The following is a 16,107-nucleotide window of genomic DNA, read 5'->3' on the forward strand; positions in this document are numbered from 1 at the left end:
GTTTGCAATGAGTATTGAAATTAAAGTACCTGATATCGGTGGCGATGAAGTAGAAGTAACCGAAATACTAGTGAGCGTTGGCGATAAAGTTGAAGTTGACCAATCACTATTAAGTGTTGAAGGCGATAAAGCTGCGATGGAAGTACCTGCTGAACAAGCCGGTACGGTAAAAGAAGTTAAAGTAAATGTGGGCGATACAGTAACCACAGGCACTTTAGTGTTCATCTTTGAAGGTGAAGCGCAAGATTCTGCTACTGACTCTAAAGAAGCTGAAAAAACCGATGAAGTAGCACCGGCTGCGTCATCGGGCTCGTCAACCAAAGAAGTCACAGTGCCAGATATTGGTGATGACGAAGTTGAAGTGACTGAAGTGATGGTTGCGGTTGGCGATAGCGTAGAAGAAGAGCAATCTATCTTAAACGTTGAAGGCGACAAAGCGGCAATGGAAGTACCAGCCCCCTTTGCCGGTACAGTAAAAGAAATTAAAGTAAATACTGGTGACAAAGTGAAAACGGGTTCATTAGTATTTGTTTTTGAAGTGGCGGGTGGTGATAACCAAAGCGCCCCTGCAGCTGATTCAAAAGCACAAGAGAAGCCAGCTGAACAAGCATCAGCATCAAGCACAAAAGAAGTTAGCGTGCCTGATATTGGTGATGACGAAGTTGAAGTAACCGAAGTCATGGTTGCGGTTGGCGATAGCGTAGAAGAAGAGCAATCTATCTTAAACGTTGAAGGCGATAAAGCCGCCATGGAAGTACCAGCACCATTTGCAGGTACTGTAAAAGAAATTAAAGTGGCAACAGGCGATAAAGTTAAAACGGGTTCCCTGATTTTTGTATTTGAAGTAGCAGGTAGTGCACCAGCTGCAGCACCTACAGAAAAATCAGCACCTAAAGCAGAATCTAAGTCGGCAACTCAGGCTGAGTCAAAACCAGCGGCATCATCTGCTAAAGCAAGCTCTGAAAGCTTTGAAAACAACAGCGCTTATGCACATGCATCGCCAGTGGTTCGCCGTTTAGCACGTGAGTTTGGTATTAACCTTGCCAACGTTAAAGGCACGGGCCGTAAAAACCGTGTTGTTAAAGAAGACGTGCAAAACTATGTTAAGCAACTGGTTAAGCAAGTTGAGTCTGGTCAAGTACCAGCAGCTAAAGGTAATGCTGGTGGCGGTGAGCTTGGTTTAATTCCATGGCCAAAAGTTGATTTTGCTAAGTTTGGTGAAATAGAAGAGAAAAAACTTTCTCGTATTCAAAAGCTGTCAGGTAAAAACCTACATCGTAACTGGGTGCAAATCCCACATGTTACTCAGTTTGATGAAGCGGATATCACGAGTCTTGAGCAATTCCGTAAAGAGCAAAATGCCCTTAACGAGAAGAAAAAGCTAGGTGTTAAAATTACGCCACTCGTGTTTGTAATGAAAGCAGCAGCTAAAGCGCTTGCTGAGTTCCCTACATTTAACTCATCGCTTTCTGAGGATGGCGAAAGCTTAATCCTTAAAAAGTACATTAACATTGGTGTAGCGGTTGATACGCCTAATGGCTTGGTTGTACCAGTGTTTAAAGATGTTGATAAAAAAGGCATTATTGAACTATCTCGTGAACTAATGGAAGTATCTGTTAAAGCGCGTGATGGCAAGTTAAGTTCATCAGATATGCAAGGTGGTTGTTTTACTATTTCAAGCCTAGGTGGCATTGGCGGTACGGCATTTACGCCGATTGTGAATGCGCCTGAGGTGGCAATTTTAGGTGTGTCAAAATCTGAAATGAAGCCTAAGTGGAATGGTAAAGAGTTTGAGCCTAAGCTAATGGTTCCACTTTCAATGTCTTACGACCATAGAGTGATTGACGGTGCACTTGCTGCACGCTTTACTGTTACTCTTGCAAGTTACATGAGTGATATACGCCAGTTAGTGATGTGATCACTACAGAGTGAGTAAAATCAAATCCCAGCCAGTTGTTTTTAGCTGGGATTTTTATCATTTGCAATGATACAATATTTGCACAAATGCCCTTTTCTGCCTTGCAGAAACATGGCAGTTAAATTTTGGGGCTGTGTCCCGTTCAAACAATAAAGGTAATAGCATGAGCAACGAATTAAAAACTCAAGTTGTTGTACTAGGCGGTGGTCCTGGTGGTTACTCTGCGGCTTTTCGCGCTGCTGACTTGGGCTTAGAAGTTACATTAGTAGAATCTCGCGAGACATTAGGCGGTGTATGTCTTAATGTTGGTTGTATTCCTTCTAAAGCACTTTTACACGTAGCTAAAGTGATTGATGATGCTGCAGAAATGTCATCTCACGGCGTTACTTTTGGCGCACCAAAAATTGACTTAGATGAAGTTCGTTCTTGGAAAGACTCTGTTGTTGGCCAGCTTACAGGTGGCTTAGACGGCATGGCTAAAATGCGTAAAGTAAAAGTTGTATCTGGTTACGGTAAATTTACTGGTAGCAACACTTTAGATGTTGAAGGCGCTGACGGTAAAACAACCATTACCTTTGATAACGCAATTATTGCTGCGGGTTCTAAACCTGTAAACTTACCTTTCATCCCTGAGGATGATCGCGTTATTGATTCAACGGGCGCGCTAGAGCTTAAAGATGTTCCTGAAAAGCTACTTGTTTTAGGTGGTGGTATTATCGGTCTTGAAATGGGTACGGTTTACCGTGCACTAGGTTCTGCAATTGATGTTGTAGAATTTGCAGACCAACTTGTTCCTGCTGCTGATAAAGACATCATTAAAATTTACCAAAAGCATGTTAAAGACAAGTTTAATGTAATGCTTTCAACTAAAGTAACTGGCGTTGAAGCAAAAGACGATGGTTTATATGTTACGTTTGAAGGCAAAAATGCACCGGCAGAGCCAGTACGTTACGACAAAGTACTTGTTGCTGTAGGTCGTACACCAAATGGTAACATGTTAGACGCTGATAAAGCGGGTGTGAATGTTGATGAGCGTGGTTTTATTAACGTTGATAAGCAATTACGTACTAACGTGGAACATATTTTTGCGATTGGTGACTTAGTGGGTCAGCCTATGCTTGCGCATAAAGCGGTTCATGAAGGCCATGTTGCAGCAGAAGTTATCTCTGGTCAAAAACATTACTTTGATCCTAAGTGTATTCCTTCAATTGCTTACACTGACCCTGAAATTGCATGGGCGGGTGTAACTGAAAAGGAAGCGAAAGAGCAAGGTTTAAGCATTGAAACAGCTGTATTCCCTTGGGCTGCATCGGGTCGTGCTATTGCTTCTTCACGTACTGAAGGTTCTACTAAGCTTATTTTTGATAAAGAAAGCGGCCGTATTATCGGTGGTGCTATGATTGGTATTAACGCAGGCGAAATGCTGGGCGAAATCGGTCTAGGTATTGAAATGGGTGCAGATGGTGAAGACCTAGCGCTGACAATTCATGCTCACCCAACATTGAACGAATCAATCGGCCTTGCTGCTGAAATTTTTGAAGGTTCAATCACTGATTTACCAAACAAAAAAGCAGTTAAAAAGAAGAAGTAATTTCTTTTAGTTAATCGCGATAAAAAACCCAAGCCTCGGCTTGGGTTTTTTGTTTTTATAGCCGTCAGCCGTCAGCCGTCAGCCGTCAGCCGTCAGCCGTCAGCCGTCAGTAAAGACAAGCTCCCTTGACACTTAAGTTAATATGAGCAAAATTTTGTAGCTGATAGCTGATAGCTGATAGCTGATAGCTGATAGCTGATAGCTGATAGCTGATAGCTGATAGCTGATAGCTGATATCTATTCCCTTTTATTTTAGCTACAATGCGCAGCCATCAATTTATAGGTAAATACCCACAGTGACCCAGAGTTTAAAAAATTCAGTTTTAGCATTACGTGCCCAGCAAATAAGTGAATCTCGACGTGAGTTTAATGCCCGTGGTGGAAAAATGGATCGCTGTGAGCAATGCTTAATTGCCAAGCATTACTGTATTTGTGAGGGCGCTGAGTACGCAAGCTGCAACGCTGCAGTATGCTTACTTATGTATCATAATGAAAGTTTTAAACCGTCTAATACAGGGCGTTTAATTGCTGAAATAGTGCCTGATAATCACGCGTTTCGTTGGGATAGAACCTCCCCAGATCCTGCTTTATTAGCACTGTTGAGTAATGAACAGTATCAACCTTTTGTGATTTTTCCTGCAGAAGATGTTGAAACAGATAGAGTAGTAACGCAAGTAGAGCCTGTTGCAGGTAAAACGCCTTTATTTATATTTTTAGATGGTACATGGCGTGAAGCTAAAAAAATGATCCGCAAAAGTCCTTATCTAGATAATTTGCCCGTGCTTTCTATTACCGCACAAAAGCTCTCAGATTACCGATTACGTGTAGCACCCCATGCTCACCAGTTAGGTACGGCAGAAGTGGCTATTATGGTATTGGCATTAGCGAATGAGGTTGATGCGAGTACTAAATTAGAACAGCATTTTATCAAATTTCGCGACGCCTATTTACTCGGTAAGCGCAACAAAGGCAGGCCGGAATAAACTGCAAGATGTTGATACGAAAAGGCTGGATTTAATGCTTGTTCATAGTTTGAATGTATATAATCTTGGCTGACCGCTGACCGCTGACCGCTGACCGCTGACCGCTGACCGCTGACCGCTGACCGCTGACTTTCAGGCAAAAGAAAAGCGCGAACCATCTCTAGTCGCGCTTGCGGAATCTTCTAACTTTGTTGCATCCTGCAATTGAACCTAATCAACTCCAATTTTTACGATCCGTGTTATTACAATATTACTTTCTAGTTCTATGTAATATAGGCTATCCGGGCCTGTCTCCATAAATCCTTAAAACATCCTGTAAGGTAAAATCTATTACCAATCCTTATTGCACATCCGAGTGCATTCCCTTTGTTACCATTCCGTTGTGTTGCCTTTAAGGCCTGTCCTTTTTGTTCCCTATCCTTTATAAACAACTATTCCGATGTTGTTATCCATTATGCATCATCCTGATGCTATCCTTTGTGCAACAGTCCATTGCGATACTCATCCTGAGCCTGTCCTTAAATCCCTGTTATCCTAAAAACCAAACCTTGGTACTCGAGTAGTTAATCCGTTTCCATTTACTCGGTAAGCGTCGTTGCTTATTTATGGGTTAATTATAGAGAGTGATTTGCAGTAAATGTAGGATAAAACCGCTTATGGTTTATGTTCTTACAAATGAAATATTTATAAATTATTTAAAATACAATGGCTTGCTGTATTTATGGGGTGTTATGCAGGGTGTTTTTACTCATTTACTGCCATAAGCGTAAGAGATATCTTACAAGGGTTTTCTTTTTTGGGCGTATTTATCACTAAGTAATTATATAAAGTGTGCACTTTTTAGTTCATCGCGGTAAAATTAATGATAATAATTATTAGTCAGGTAAGAAAATATGAAAAAAACACTAGCGCTTGTCGTTGGACTAATTATCTCAGCACCTGCTGTTGCAACCGATGTTGTAAATATTTACTCATTTAGACAACCTTTTTTAATTAAACCTATTTTAGATGATTTTACACAGCAAACAGGCATTAAAACTAATGTTGTGTTTGCTAAAAAAGGCCTAATCGAGCGTGTTAAGCGTGAAGGCAAACACAGTAAAGCAGATTTAGTTTTAACGTCTAACTTTAGTGCGTTAATTCAATTAGAAGAGCTAAAGCTAACGCAAACTATTGATAGTGAGCAGGTTAATAAGAATGTGCCGGCTGCATTTCGTGATGGCGATGGTCAGTGGGTGGCGCTCACTAAGCGAGTGCGAAATGTTTACTCTTCAAAAGAGCGTTTAGGTTCATTACCTGAGCTGAGTTATGAAGATTTAGCTGCACCTGAATATAAAGGTCAAATTTGTACTCGCTCTGGTAAACACCCTTATAACTTAGGGTTAGTGGCTTCTATGATTGCTCATCATGGTGAAGTCCAGACTAAAACATGGCTGGAGGGTGTAAAAGCGAATTTAGCGCGTAAGCCGCAGGGAAATGATCGTGCGCAAGTGAAAGCCGTTAAAGAAGGTTTATGTAATTTAGCTTTAGGTAACAGTTACTACTTAGGTAAAATGTTGCAAGATGAAGCGCAAAAACCGTGGGCAGATGCGGTTAATATTAATTTTCCAAACCAAACTAACCGTGGTTCGCATATTAACGTATCGGGTGCGGTAATTACTAAGTATGCTAAAAACCCTGAAAATGCCTTGAAACTTATAGAGTATATGACCGACAATAAGGCGCAAAATATGTATGCCTCGCTCAATATGGAGTACCCGGTTAAGCCAGGTGTGAAACTTTCTAGTTTGGTTGCATCATGGGGAAGCTTTAAGGAAGACAGCTTACCGCTTGATGAAATTAGCAAATATCGTCCGTTAGCCCTTAAGCTAATTGATGAGGTGAAGTTCGATCTTTAATGACTTATAAATTTCAGCTGTCGAAGTGGCAGCTTATTGCGTGGTCGACGGGGTTATTGCTGTCGACCCCGTTGTTTTTCCTACTATTAGAATCTTTACAAGGCGACTCAGAGGTATTTACCCACCTGTGGAATACCGTACTGTGGGACTATATAAGCAATACCGTATTACTGGTTTTAGGTGTAGGGTTACTTAGCTGCTTTATTGCGTTACCACTGGGTTGGCTCACCGCTTATTGCCGCTTTCCTGGTAAAAAACAATTTGAATGGGCACTGATGCTGCCTCTTGCCATGCCTACTTATATTATTGCTTATGTGTACACCGATTTACTCGACTATGCGGGGCCGGTACAAATAACTCTAAGAGAGTGGTTTGGTTGGCAGTCGCCAAGTGACTACTGGTTTTTTGATATACGCACCTTACCAGGGGCAATTGTTATGATTGCGCTGGTACTCTACCCGTATTTATATTTAATTTTTAAAACTGCACTGCGAGAACAATCTTTTAAGTTAGTCCAAGCCAGTCAGTTAATGGGGCTAAATGCATGGAAAAGCTTTTTTAAAGTCAGCCTTGTATTATCCCGTGGTGCCATTGTAGCGGCACTTGCTTTGATCAGCATGGAAACCATGGCTGATTTTGCCACCGTAAGCTATTTTGCTGTCAGTACATTAACCACTGCCGTATACGATACCTGGTTTGGCTATTATTCATTAACTGCAGCAGCAAAAATTTCAGGGGTGATGTTACTACTGCTGTTCTTAGCATTGATCACCGAGCGTTTTAGCCGTCGTAACCAAGCGGTGTTTGAGCGTCAATCGAGTGTGAACAGTGAAGCGCTTTATATCCTCAAAGGCAAGTCTGCGTGGCTAGCAACGGGGTTTTGTAGCTTTATTTTAATTATTTCGTTTATTATTCCGATGGTTGTATTGCTCAAATATGCAGTTATGTATTTTGATCAAGCGTGGAATAGTGAGTTTTTTAGCTATGCATGGCAAAGTTTAAAAGTGGCGGCTGTAGTCAGTGTGGTGACTATTATACTGAGTGTTTTAGTGGTGTTTTATCAGCGCATTGCTAAACAAACAAATCCATTAATACCTGGGCGTTTGGCCAGTACGGGCTATGCGTTACCCGGCACAGTATTAGCGATAGCGGTATTGTTGCCACTAACACTATTAGAAAACACCATTAACCGCATTTTAACCCCTTATGATTTAGATATTGGCTTATTACTTACTGGCAGCTTAGTCACTATTATTTTTGCTTATATAGTGCGATTTTACGCAGTTGCACATGGTGCCATAGAGTCAAGCTTTTCACGTATTAGCCCCTCCCTTGATATGGCAAGCCAGTCAATGGGGAAAAGCCAAGGCCACACATTACGCTTAGTGCACTTACCTTTATTACGCCGAGGCTTATTAACCGCCGGTTTATTGGTCTTTATCGAGTGTATGAAAGAGCTACCCGCAGCATTGTTGTTAAGGCCTTTTGATTTTGAAAGCTTAGCAACTCATGTGTTTCAGTATGTAAGCGATGAACAATTAGAGCTGGCCTCTATATCGGCTTTGTTTATTGTGGTGGTGGGGTTTATTCCGTTATATTTTATTAACCGTTCAATGGAGCAACGTAGCTAAATGAGTAGTTTGATTTTACAAGGCGTGAGCTATGCATATAACGGGACTAAGGTGATAGATAATTTAGATTTAACCTTAGGTAAAGACGAAATAGTGTGTTTACTCGGAGCCAGTGGCTGCGGTAAAACCACCACACTAAAAGCCATTGCAGGATTAATTGAAGCCAAACAAGGACAGGTATTTATTGATGGTAAGCTAGTCAGTGATGCTAATACGTTTGTGTCACCAGAGCATCGTAATATTGGCATGATGTTTCAAGACTATGCGTTATTTCCGCATTTAACGGTGGCTAATAATATTGCGTTTGGGCTAAGCGGCATGAGCAAAGCAGATAAACACGCACGCGTAAGTGAAATGCTAAAGCTGGTACACTTGGTAGGCTGCGCCGATAGATTCCCTCATCAACTCTCTGGTGGGCAACAGCAGCGAGTAGCGATTGCACGCGCATTAGCTTATAAACCTAGCTTACTGTTACTTGACGAGCCATTTTCTAATATTGATACCCAAGTACGATTTGAGTTAATTGCCGACATTAGGCGCATTATTAAGGCGCAGCAAGTATCGGCTGTGTTTGTTACTCACTCAAAAGAAGAGGCGTTTGCTTTTTCAGATACGCTAGCGGTTATGCACCAAGGTAAAATTGCGCAGCAAGGTACGCCAGAACAGCTTTTTGCTAAACCACGTTCAAAGGAGGTTGCAGAATTTCTGGGTCAGGGCATATACTTAAGCGCAACTGTATTAACAGCAACTGAATATAAAACACAGTTTGGTGTGGTTAAATCAATACTGCCACAGCAATGCGCAGTGGCTAAAAAGGGTGTTATTTATGTGCGCCCACATCAACTTGAACTTGCCAGTAATAATGATAACGAGCTGGAGTGTGAGTGCGTAACTATACTAAGTAGTCGCTTTATTGGCTCTGCTTATGTATACACTGTGGTTATTGCTGAACAAGAAATAGAAGTTGCAGCTCAGTATGGCCAGTCATTTGAAATTAATGAACAGGTTATAATAAAAATAAAACCGCACACGGTGAATTTTTTTTGAATCGTAATTAATCGCTGTGTTTTGCTCTAAAAAGTAAGGAATGACAATGGCGCAAGCGCAATCAGGGATTTGTGCTGAAGCAAACTTACACGGTTTGCACTTATTTTTTAATGTACTTGATGGTCACGACGAATCACTTCGCGCTAAGCTTAAAAAAGTGAGCGATATTGAAGATGAGTTTAGTGATCAATTCTCTGAATCTATGCTTTCTTGTATGGTCGCCATTGGCGCGCAATATTGGCCACACATTCTGCCTGATTATATGCCAAGTGAGCTGCAAAGCTTTCCTAATATCACCCATAGCGATTTTGTGATGAGTGCAAGGCCATGCGATTTATTTGTACAAATCCGCTCAGACAGAGAAGATGTAAACCACCTGTTTGCATTGCAAATATTAAAACTTTTCAACCCTGATGTTGAGCTGGTTGAGCAAATTCGTAATTTTCGCTTTTTAGATGGCCGTGATTTTAATGGTTTTATTTATGCCGGTGATACCCCGCATGGTCGTCAAAAACGGGTAACGGCCCTCGTTAATAAGCCTGATAGCTTTGAAGATCAAGGCAGCTATATTCATGTTCAGCGCTATAAGCATGACTTAACGTTATGGCAGCACTTGTCGTTGCAAGAACAAGAACAAATAATGGGGCGTACTCGTCTCGACAATACCCTAATAAGCCCCGCACTTGAGAGCAGCCATGCAACCCGAAGTGAATTAAAAGATGACCAAGGTCATGCACTGTTACTTAACCAAAGCATGCCTTATGGCGATGTGTATGAGCAGGGGATGTTAATGATTACGTGCTCGGCTAAAGGGGATGCGTTCGAGAAAGTACTCAATAGCCGATTAGGGCAGGGGGAGTATTACGACCATTGGCTTGATTTTACTCAAGCAGATATGGGCTCTGCGTTTTTTGCACCCTCAGTGCGATTTTTAAAGCAGTTATAAAACAAGCCAGTAACGGCTACGTATCAGTATAGCCGTAACAGTGATAACCAAACGAGTTTAAACCGTATCAAACAAAATACGCACACGCTCTAATGTGAGGTCTATTTCTGATACTTTCGCTGGCGCAATAAAAATAGTGTCATCGCCGGCAATTGTTCCTAATACGCCATCTGCTTTACCTAATGAATCAAGTAAACGGGCAATTAGCTGCGCAGCGCCTGGGCTGGTGCGAATAATAATCATCATTTCGTTATGCATAATATCAATAACGAGCTGGCGTAATGGGCTCTTAGCGGTTGGTACCCCCATTTCGGCGGGTAAACAGTATACCATTTCTTGTTTTGCATTACGGGTGCGTACCGCGCCAAACTTACTTAACATTCGCGACACTTTACTTTGGCTAATATTATCAAAGCCTTGCTCTTTTAACGCATCAACTATTTCGCCTTGTGAGCCAAAGTTTTCTTCTTTTAAAAGTGCTTTAAAGGCTTTAACCAATGCTTCTTGTTTATCTTGTGGTTGCATAGTGTCTAATTAGTTATGTAATAGATACTGCAAATTCTACACAAAAATGCATAATTATGCAGCAGTTGTTTGCTTAAGTTGCCATTTTGCGCGTTTAAACAGCAAAGTTTACAACTATGGTCGAAAATATAGCTAAAATAGGCAGGATAAATTTGTTTTTAGTCGTTAATTTCTTTATCTTATGAACCACAAATATTTCCTACCTCAAATCACGGAGAATTCCAATGAAAGTTGCTGTATTAGGTGCTGCAGGCGGTATCGGTCAAGCGTTGTCTTTATTATTAAAAACAGGTTTACCAGCTGGCTCTGAATTATCACTATATGATGTTGCGCCAGTAGTTCCTGGTGTTGCTGTTGACCTTTCTCACATCCCAACAGATGTTAAAGTTGCAGGTTTTGGTGCAGATGCACTAGATAAAGCATTAACAGGTTGTGATATCGTTCTTATCCCAGCGGGTATGCCACGTAAGCCAGGTATGGATCGTGCTGATTTATTTAATGTTAACGCTGGTATCATCAAAACACTAGCAGAAGGCATTGTTGCTAACTGTCCTAAAGCGCTTGTGGGTATTATTACTAACCCAGTTAACGGCACTGTACCAATTGTTGCTGAAGTATTTAAAAAAGCAGGTACTTATGATGCTAAACGTGTATTCGGTATTACAACACTCGATGTGATCCGTTCTGAAGCGTTCATTGCTGAGCTTAAAGGCGTTGACGTAGCAAGCGTTAAAGTTCCAGTAATTGGTGGCCACTCAGGCACAACTATCCTACCGTTACTTTCTCAAGTTGAAGGTGTTACTTTCACTGATGAAGAAGTGGCTGCACTGACTCCACGTATCCAAAACGCGGGTACTGAAGTAGTTAATGCTAAAGCGGGCGGTGGTTCTGCAACATTATCAATGGGTGCTGCTGCAGCACGTTTTTGTATGTCTTTAGTTAAAGGCTTACAAGGTGAAGACGTTGTAGATTATGCATACGTTGCTGTTGAAAATGGCGATGCAGAGTACTTCGCACATCCAGTACGTTTAGGTAAAAATGGCGTAGAAGAAATTCTTTCTTACGGCACACTAAGCGCATTTGAAGAGCAAGCAAAAAATGACATGCTTGAAACTCTGAAAAAAGACATTAAAGAAGGTGTTGATTTTATGGCGTAATAGCCAAAATTAACCCATAAAAAAGCCTGCACTTGCAGGCTTTTTTTATTGCTCGGAATTATCTACACAGTATTACTTAGTGGTCGCGGTCAACCGCTATTCTAGCTAAGCTAATTAACGCTTGCTTGTAACTTGATTCAGCTAAGCAATCTAAACAAGCAATTGCTTTCTCTGCTTCTTGCTCTGCTTTTTGCATAGTGAACTCAAGGGCATTGGTATGTTTGAGTGCAGCGAGTATCTCGTCAAGGTGCTCCATACCATTACAGTGCTCAATAGCGTCTCTTATTAACTGTGTTTGATGCTCACTACCGTGTTGCATTGCATATATAAGAGGTAACGTCGGCTTACCTTCAGCTAAATCATCGCCAATGTTTTTACCAAGTTGGTCGGCATCAGCGTTGTAATCTAAAACATCATCCACTAACTGAAAAGCAGTGCCTAAATGCATACCATACAAATTAAGTGCGTTTAATACACTGTCATCTTGCTCAGTAATAATAGCAGCTAGCCCGGTTGCAGCTTCAAATAACTTGGCGGTTTTAGAGTAAATAACCTGCATATAACTGGCTTCAGTAGTATCAGGGTCGTTGCAGTTCATTAATTGCAGCACTTCGCCTTCAGCAATAATATTGGTTGCATCAGCCAGTACTTGCATTATTTGCATTTTACCAAGACCCACCATTAGCTGAAACGAGCGGGTGTAAATAAAATCACCCACCAGTACGCTAGCAGCATTACCAAACTCGGCATTTGCTGTGGGTGTGCCACGGCGCAAGTTAGATTCATCTACTACATCGTCATGTAAAAGCGTTGCGGTATGAATAAATTCAATAATTGTTGCTAGCGTAATGTGATCTTTACCTTGGTAACCTAGCGCTTTAGCCGCCAAAATAGCCAACATGGGGCGAACACGTTTGCCACCGCTGTTAACAATATACAAACCAAGTTGATTAACTAACGCCACATCTGAGCGCATTTGCGCATGTATTAGTTGATTGACGTCATTCATATCGCTTTCGATTAACGCCTGGATAGCTTTTATATCCATTGATCTCCGAGCCAATTTTAATGTGTGAACGGCGCAGATTGTACAACAAAAAACGCATAAGCTCGATATTTTGTGATGATTCCTTAAAAAAACACCCTTAAGTAGGTTAAATGACCTATTAACTTGGTGAATAATTGATTAAACACCCTGGTTTAAATTTGAATCATCCTTGACGGTTAATTGAACTACATAGGCTTGCTTTGCGATTGCTAATTTATTTTCTCTAACCGTTAAAAAGCGCTTGGCAAAGGGGGATTTTAATATAAAATAGGGGAAATATTGAATTGCTCTCAATGCAGCTACTTTTTATTCATTTAATTACAAAAAGAGGCTTGCTAGTTTTTTCGCATTAGCGTAAACTTCGCGCCCTATTGAAGAATATTTTAGTTGCGTCGATTTGAGGGCGCACAGACGGAGTTAATTATGTACGCGGTTTTCCAAAGTGGTGGTAAACAGCACCGTGTGACTGAAGGTCAAACAATTCGTCTTGAGAAATTAGACGTTGAAACTGGTGCAGCAGTTGAATTTGATTCAGTACTTTTAGTTGCTGATGGTGAGAAGATCGAGATTGGTGTACCGTTCGTAAACGGTGGTAAAGTAACAGCTGAGGTTGTTTCACACGGTCGCGGTGAGAAGATTAAGGTTGTTAAATTTAGACGCCGTAAGCATTCTCGTAAGCAAATGGGCCATCGTCAATGGTTCACAGAAGTTAAAATCACTGGCATTAGCGCTTAATTAGAGGTACTTAGAAATGGCACATAAAAAAGCAGCTGGTAGTACTCGTAACGGTCGCGATTCAGAAAGCAAACGCCTAGGTGTTAAGCGTTTTGGTGGCGAATCAGTTCTAGCGGGTAGCATCATTGTTCGTCAACGTGGAACTCGTTTCCACCCTGGCGCAAACGTAGGTATCGGTAAAGACCACACTATCTTCGCAAAAGCAGATGGTAAAGTTCAGTTTGAACAAAAAGGTCCTTTAAACCGTAAATACGTAACTATCGTAGCTGAGTAATCAGCAAGGTAGTTAAAAAACCCCGCCTTTGCGGGGTTTTTTGTTTTAAGCAAAATATATACCCAAGCCCAGCCTGCAATCAGCACGGCTTGGGTATATAATAGAGTTATTAACAAGCCAATCCCTAAAGTGAGTAATCATGAAGTTTGTAGATGAAGTAGAAATTCGCGCAGAAGCTGGTGACGGTGGCAGCGGCATCGTGTCTTTTCGTCGTGAGAAATATGTTCCAGATGGTGGACCTGATGGCGGTGACGGTGGAGACGGTGGTAGTGTTTATCTACAAGCTGATGAAAACTTAAATACCCTTATTGACTATCAATTTGAGCGTTTTCACAGAGCAGAACGTGGTACTAACGGTCAAAGCCGTAATTGTACTGGTAAAAAAGGTGAAGATCTGATTGTAAAAGTGCCGGTAGGTACACGTATCCTAGATGTTGATACTCAAGAATCATTAGGGGATTTAACCCAAGATGGTCAACGAATTGTGGTTGCAAAAGGCGGTTTCCATGGCTTGGGGAATGCGCGTTTTAAATCAAGTACTAACCGTGCTCCACGTCAAAAAACACTCGGCACACCAGGTGAAGTACGTAACCTTAAATTAGAGCTAATGCTATTAGCTGATGTAGGTTTACTGGGTTTACCAAATGCAGGTAAATCGACCTTTATTCGCAGTGTATCCGCTGCAAAACCTAAAGTAGCAGATTATCCATTTACTACGCTTATCCCTAATTTAGGCGTTGTTCGTCCTGAAGCAAATAAATCATTTGTCATTGCTGATATTCCTGGCTTGATTGAAGGTGCGTCGGATGGTGCGGGCTTGGGTATCCGATTCTTAAAGCATTTAGAGCGCTGTCGTGTGTTATTGCACATTATTGATGTTATGCCAGTTGATGGTTCTAACCCTGTTGATAATGCTTTTGCAATCATCAACGAGTTGCATCAGTACAGTCCTAAGCTTGCTGAAAAGCCACGCTGGTTAGTATTTAATAAAATTGACTTATTGCCTGAAGATGAAGCCAAGGCCCTGTGTGAGCAAATTGCAGAAGAGTTAGGTGAATCTGAAAATATTTATAGTATTGCCGCAATTAATAAATTAAATACGCAGCCATTAATTCACGACATCATGACGCTACTTGATAACATGCCTAAAGAAAAGTTTGTTGAAGTTGCAGACGAAGAAGTTGAATTTAAGTGGGATACCTACCATCAAAAAGCCACTAAAGGCGATGATGATGACTGGGATGATTGGGATGAAGATGATTACGACGTAGAAGTTGTCTACGAGCGTTAATTATAATTGTGTATATTTAAAAGGAGCTAATGCTCCTTTTTCTTTGATTAATAATAAAGTATTGGGTGTTTAGTGTGATAATTTCAATGATTGCAGCAATGGCAAACAACCGTGTCATTGGCTTAGATAATAAAATGCCATGGCACTTACCTGGCGACCTTCAGCACTTTAAGAAAGTAACCTCTGGTAAGCCCGTTATTATGGGACGTAAAACATTTGAATCGATAGGTCGGCCTCTGCCTGGGCGTCGTAATATTATTATTACTCGCAATAAAGACTATCACGCATCAGGAATTGAAACTGTAACCACACCAGAAGCTGCACTTGAGCTTGTTAATGATGTTGCAGAGGTGATGATTATTGGTGGTGGAAATATCTATCAGCAGTTCTTAGAGCAGGCGCAGCGCTTGTATTTAACCTTTATTGACCTAGATGTTGAGGGGGATACACAATTTCCTGATTACCAAAGTGTTGCAAACTGGCAAATTGAAGATGAAATGTTGATGACGCCTGATGATAAAAACAAACATAGTTATAAGTTCGTAACTTTGAATAAAATTCCTTAACATTATTGCCAAAATCTGAGCGTGTTGGTACAATATTAAACAGTCGAGTACGAAAAAAGTATTAATATAGGGTGTCCAATCAATGATTAAATTACCGAAGCTAGTTGTAATTGCTGCTATCGCAGTGGGTTCGTTCGCTTATACTGCGCCCGCAAGCGCTGATGATCAGTTAGCTGTTTCAGTTTGTGAGTACATTGCTGCTGATGATAAAAACCGTCTACGTAGTAAATTAAAAAGCTCACGTGTTAAGATTCGTAATATCTATGATGCAGTTTTCTGTAACGGTAACAACTTGCTACGTCACGCTGTTGCAAGTAATGCAGTTGATGCGGGTGAGTACATTGTTAAAAACTTATCAAAAAGCTCACTTGAAGATGGTGCCGATATTGCCTGGGCTGAGGCAAATCATGCTGGTTCTGCTTTAATCCCTATTATTAAAGACCGTGCAGGTCTTTAAATAAACGTTTAATAAAAACACGTACGTACGTTTACGTTTA

At 41.1% G+C, this 16,107-nt stretch carries 15 protein-coding genes; 13 read left to right on the forward strand and 2 right to left on the reverse strand.

All coding sequences use genetic code 11. The annotated features are described in order from the left end of the window. Positions 1 to 7: 7 nt before the first annotated feature. From aceF to P20311_RS16375, 7 genes are all read left to right on the forward strand, one after another. Entirely contained in the window at positions 8 to 1,918 is a 1,911-nt protein-coding gene (aceF, locus tag P20311_RS16345) for a pyruvate dehydrogenase complex dihydrolipoyllysine-residue acetyltransferase (protein WP_008114942.1), read from the forward strand. Positions 1,919 to 2,081: 163 nt separating this feature from the next. After that, entirely contained in the window at positions 2,082 to 3,509 is a 1,428-nt protein-coding gene (gene lpdA, locus P20311_RS16350; protein ID WP_008114944.1) for a dihydrolipoyl dehydrogenase, read from the forward strand. 296 nt (positions 3,510 to 3,805) lie between these two features. Further along, entirely contained in the window at positions 3,806 to 4,492 is a 687-nt protein-coding gene (locus P20311_RS16355; protein ID WP_008114945.1) for a tRNA-uridine aminocarboxypropyltransferase, read from the forward strand. 893 nt (positions 4,493 to 5,385) lie between these two features. Continuing rightward, positions 5,386 to 6,390, forward strand: coding sequence for a Fe(3+) ABC transporter substrate-binding protein (locus P20311_RS16360; protein WP_008114947.1), 1,005 nt, complete (start codon positions 5,386 to 5,388; stop codon positions 6,388 to 6,390). Then, a complete protein-coding gene (locus P20311_RS16365) occupies positions 6,390 to 8,021 on the forward strand; it encodes an iron ABC transporter permease (RefSeq protein ID WP_008114949.1) in 1,632 nt (543 codons plus the stop codon). Before P20311_RS16360 ends, P20311_RS16365 begins: the two co-directional genes overlap by 1 nt. Continuing rightward, positions 8,022 to 9,068: an ABC transporter ATP-binding protein gene (locus P20311_RS16370; RefSeq protein ID WP_008114951.1), complete on the forward strand. Its 1,047-nt coding sequence runs from the start codon at positions 8,022 to 8,024 to the stop codon at positions 9,066 to 9,068. A gap of 46 nt (positions 9,069 to 9,114) precedes the next feature. Further along, on the forward strand, positions 9,115 to 10,014 hold the full coding sequence (locus P20311_RS16375; protein WP_008114953.1) for a Dyp-type peroxidase: 900 nt from the start codon (positions 9,115 to 9,117) through the stop codon (positions 10,012 to 10,014). Between the two features lie 57 nt (positions 10,015 to 10,071). Here the strand turns inward: P20311_RS16375 and argR are convergent, their stop codons facing one another. Continuing rightward, a complete protein-coding gene (gene argR / locus P20311_RS16380) occupies positions 10,072 to 10,539 on the reverse strand; it encodes a transcriptional regulator ArgR (protein ID WP_008114955.1) in 468 nt (155 codons plus the stop codon). Between the two features lie 224 nt (positions 10,540 to 10,763). Between argR and mdh the strand changes: the two genes are divergently transcribed. Continuing rightward, the gene (mdh, locus tag P20311_RS16385; RefSeq protein WP_008114957.1) at positions 10,764 to 11,696 is read left to right on the forward strand and encodes a malate dehydrogenase; all 933 of its coding nucleotides are present in this window, start codon (positions 10,764 to 10,766) and stop codon (positions 11,694 to 11,696) included. 76 nt (positions 11,697 to 11,772) lie between these two features. On the opposite strand, the gene ispB is transcribed toward mdh, so the two are convergent. Next, positions 11,773 to 12,744, reverse strand: a complete 972-nt coding sequence (ispB, locus tag P20311_RS16390; RefSeq protein ID WP_008114958.1) for an octaprenyl diphosphate synthase — start codon at positions 12,742 to 12,744, stop codon at positions 11,773 to 11,775. A 423-nt stretch (positions 12,745 to 13,167) separates the two neighbouring features. On the opposite strand from ispB, the gene rplU reads away from it, so the two are divergent. The 5 genes from rplU (at position 13,168) to P20311_RS16415 (ending at position 16,067) form a co-directional block, all read left to right on the forward strand. Further along, complete coding sequence (gene rplU, locus P20311_RS16395; RefSeq protein WP_004587921.1) at positions 13,168 to 13,479, forward strand: 50S ribosomal protein L21; 312 nt, start codon at positions 13,168 to 13,170, stop codon at positions 13,477 to 13,479. A 16-nt stretch (positions 13,480 to 13,495) separates the two neighbouring features. Beyond that, positions 13,496 to 13,753, forward strand: a complete 258-nt coding sequence (gene rpmA / locus P20311_RS16400) for a 50S ribosomal protein L27 (protein WP_008114963.1) — start codon at positions 13,496 to 13,498, stop codon at positions 13,751 to 13,753. 139 nt (positions 13,754 to 13,892) lie between these two features. Next, positions 13,893 to 15,044, forward strand: a complete 1,152-nt coding sequence (cgtA, locus tag P20311_RS16405) for an Obg family GTPase CgtA (RefSeq protein WP_008114965.1) — start codon at positions 13,893 to 13,895, stop codon at positions 15,042 to 15,044. A gap of 74 nt (positions 15,045 to 15,118) precedes the next feature. After that, on the forward strand, positions 15,119 to 15,610 hold the full coding sequence (gene folA / locus P20311_RS16410; protein WP_193371769.1) for a type 3 dihydrofolate reductase: 492 nt from the start codon (positions 15,119 to 15,121) through the stop codon (positions 15,608 to 15,610). Between the two features lie 82 nt (positions 15,611 to 15,692). Next, positions 15,693 to 16,067, forward strand: a complete 375-nt coding sequence (locus tag P20311_RS16415) for a DUF3718 domain-containing protein (RefSeq protein WP_008114968.1) — start codon at positions 15,693 to 15,695, stop codon at positions 16,065 to 16,067. Positions 16,068 to 16,107: the final 40 nt, after the last annotated feature.

Origin of the sequence: Pseudoalteromonas sp. BSi20311 (assembly GCF_000239875.1) — a bacterium.
Taxonomy (GTDB): domain Bacteria; phylum Pseudomonadota; class Gammaproteobacteria; order Enterobacterales; family Alteromonadaceae; genus Pseudoalteromonas.

Bases quoted from the DNA above. Each gene is read 5' to 3' on its own strand.
- aceF (WP_008114942.1), top strand. From the start codon at position 8: ATGAGTATTGAAATTAAAGTACCTGATATCGGTGGCGATGAAGTAGAA.
- lpdA (WP_008114944.1), top strand. From the start codon at position 2,082: ATGAGCAACGAATTAAAAACTCAAGTTGTTGTACTAGGCGGTGGTCCT.
- P20311_RS16360 (WP_008114947.1), top strand. From the start codon at position 5,386: ATGAAAAAAACACTAGCGCTTGTCGTTGGACTAATTATCTCAGCACCT.
- P20311_RS16365 (WP_008114949.1), top strand. From the start codon at position 6,390: ATGACTTATAAATTTCAGCTGTCGAAGTGGCAGCTTATTGCGTGGTCG.
- P20311_RS16370 (WP_008114951.1), top strand. From the start codon at position 8,022: ATGAGTAGTTTGATTTTACAAGGCGTGAGCTATGCATATAACGGGACT.
- P20311_RS16375 (WP_008114953.1), top strand. From the start codon at position 9,115: ATGGCGCAAGCGCAATCAGGGATTTGTGCTGAAGCAAACTTACACGGT.
- argR (WP_008114955.1), bottom strand. From the start codon at position 10,539: ATGCAACCACAAGATAAACAAGAAGCATTGGTTAAAGCCTTTAAAGCA.
- mdh (WP_008114957.1), top strand. From the start codon at position 10,764: ATGAAAGTTGCTGTATTAGGTGCTGCAGGCGGTATCGGTCAAGCGTTG.
- ispB (WP_008114958.1), bottom strand. From the start codon at position 12,744: ATGGATATAAAAGCTATCCAGGCGTTAATCGAAAGCGATATGAATGAC.
- rplU (WP_004587921.1), top strand. From the start codon at position 13,168: ATGTACGCGGTTTTCCAAAGTGGTGGTAAACAGCACCGTGTGACTGAA.
- rpmA (WP_008114963.1), top strand. From the start codon at position 13,496: ATGGCACATAAAAAAGCAGCTGGTAGTACTCGTAACGGTCGCGATTCA.
- cgtA (WP_008114965.1), top strand. From the start codon at position 13,893: ATGAAGTTTGTAGATGAAGTAGAAATTCGCGCAGAAGCTGGTGACGGT.
- P20311_RS16415 (WP_008114968.1), top strand. From the start codon at position 15,693: ATGATTAAATTACCGAAGCTAGTTGTAATTGCTGCTATCGCAGTGGGT.